This is a genomic window from Brasilonema bromeliae SPC951 (genome assembly GCF_012912135.1).
Lineage (GTDB): Bacteria > Cyanobacteriota > Cyanobacteriia > Cyanobacteriales > Nostocaceae > Brasilonema > Brasilonema bromeliae.
Map to the genome: position 1 here is coordinate 1 of NZ_QMEB01000404.1, position 1,937 is coordinate 1,937.

General features: G+C 44.2%; 1 protein-coding gene. It reads left to right on the top strand.

Going from position 1 to position 1,937, the window contains the following annotated elements; all coding sequences use genetic code 11:
* Positions 1-407 precede the first annotated feature (407 nt).
* Positions 408-1,829 (top strand): hypothetical protein, encoded by a 1,422-nt coding sequence (locus DP116_RS28045; protein ID WP_169158225.1) that lies wholly within the window; start codon positions 408-410, stop codon positions 1,827-1,829.
* Positions 1,830-1,937 lie beyond the last annotated feature (108 nt).

The following is a 1,937-nucleotide window of genomic DNA, read 5'->3' on the forward strand; positions in this document are numbered from 1 at the left end:
CGGAGCCACTTCTGTGCGGGGGTTCCCCCCGTTGAAGAATGTGGCGTCAGGCGACCCGCGTTCCCGGAGGGTTTCTTGCGCTAGTTAAAGGCTCATATCCCAAAAAGGCGATATTGCGATATAGGTTGAGCAATTCTCACGCGTTCACCTATAACAAGCGCGAGTCTCGTGGTTGCAGTACTCTCGCGCTTTTCACATAGCAGCATCAAAAACAAGAATATTTTACAACTTTAGCGTGTTTTTGCAGACAGTAGCGAGGAAAAGCTACAATTCACTCATGTTTATTTATGTATTTTAGAAGGAGCAATACTTGCCTTCTATAGTAAATTTTGGTAAGACAGGATTTATATATAATGCTACAGCAGTCTGTGGTTCTTTTTTTATAGCTGGTGGGTGAAGAGAGAGTGATGAATGAAGCTGACACCCCAAATAATGGGGATTTTGTTCAACCCCAAGATAGCAATTCACTGCAACCAAAGCAGGCGAGTTGTCCATTTTACTCAGTTAGCAAGAGTGAAAACACTGCAACTGCGAAACTGCCACTACTGGCACCAGCAGAAAACCAGCAGTGTGAAAGCCAAATTCTATCAGAAGAAAATACACCCCAGCAAGACTGGGTTGCAGACCCTGACAGCGAAAAACAAGAACTCGTAGACGCTGAGTTCAAGAAATTGTTGGGATTAAATGAAGAATTACGTTCTGCCAACAATGATTTGTACGACAAAGTTGAGGAGCTAAAAAGTGTCTTAACTGAGTCGGAGATGGCTTTGCAGTGGCAGAAAAAACGCTCAAGTGTCACAGAGTCAATGCTTAACCAACAAGCTCAAGAACTGACTGCGTCTCAAGACCAAGTAAATTCATTATTTCAACAATTGGAAACTGCTGTACAAACTGTTCAGCGCCAAGAAAGTTTGATCTCAAACTATAAAACGCAGCTAGAAATCAGTCAACAACGCCTTGCACAGTTAGAACGGGAATGTGTGTTGATGAAATCTAGCTACAACGATCAGTCCCACCAACTATTGCAATCAGAAAGTGCTTGTCGGGAGCTACGAACAAGGCTCATGCGACAACAACGCCAGACTCTGCAGTTCAAAGCTGCTCTGGAAAAGTGCCTGGAGACACCTGTTCCTAGCTACGACTCCCTTGAGAATAACGACACAAGCAGTAGTCAGACAAGACCATTCAGACACTCTAGCGTTTTGTTTAGCCAAGCACAACCAATTCAACCTTGGTCGGTGGAATCAGAATCCTTGACAAATAGTGTAGATAATGCTTGTAAGGGAACTCCAGCGTTACCTATAAATCAATGGGATAACTCCACACCAAATTCATCATCCACTTGCGATTTAGATACAGAAGAAACAGCTATACAAACGCAATCAGTTGACACACCAGAACCAGAAATTCAAACAGTTTCATCTTTGGGTTTGACAAGCTTAGAAGAGCAATTGGATGGCGTTATCCAAATGTTTTTTGTTGCCAATCCTCCCGTATCGACATCTCCAGAGCCTCCTGTTGAAAAAGATGCGAATAGCACCCAGGCAGGTGAAGCTATTTGGGAAACTTCTGTAATACCCCTCAAAGATGAACCAAAAATTACTGAAACATTGGCGACTAACGATTCTCCAGAAGAAACTGAGGACTTCTGGGTAAACGTAGCACAATCATCATCCCTCGAATTACAAAAAACTGCTGACTCTCCAGAACCCTTCACCGACCACGCTACTAACGACCCTTCGCCACTGCTTTATCCGCAGCGTCCACCCAAAAAGCGAAAGTCTCTAGCATCTGTGGAGCTACCAAATTTTCAACAAAAGAGTCATTAGTCATTAGTCATTAGTCATTAGTGATGTGTAGAGACGTAGCATGTGAGGCAGGTGCTAACAGCGGGTTCCCCGACTTGTAGACGCCGGAGGCGGTGAGGGGGTCGCAGT

Coding starts and splice junctions, on each gene's coding strand:
- DP116_RS28045 (WP_169158225.1), top strand. CDS start 408: ATGAATGAAGCTGACACCCCAAATAATGGGGATTTTGTTCAACCCCAA.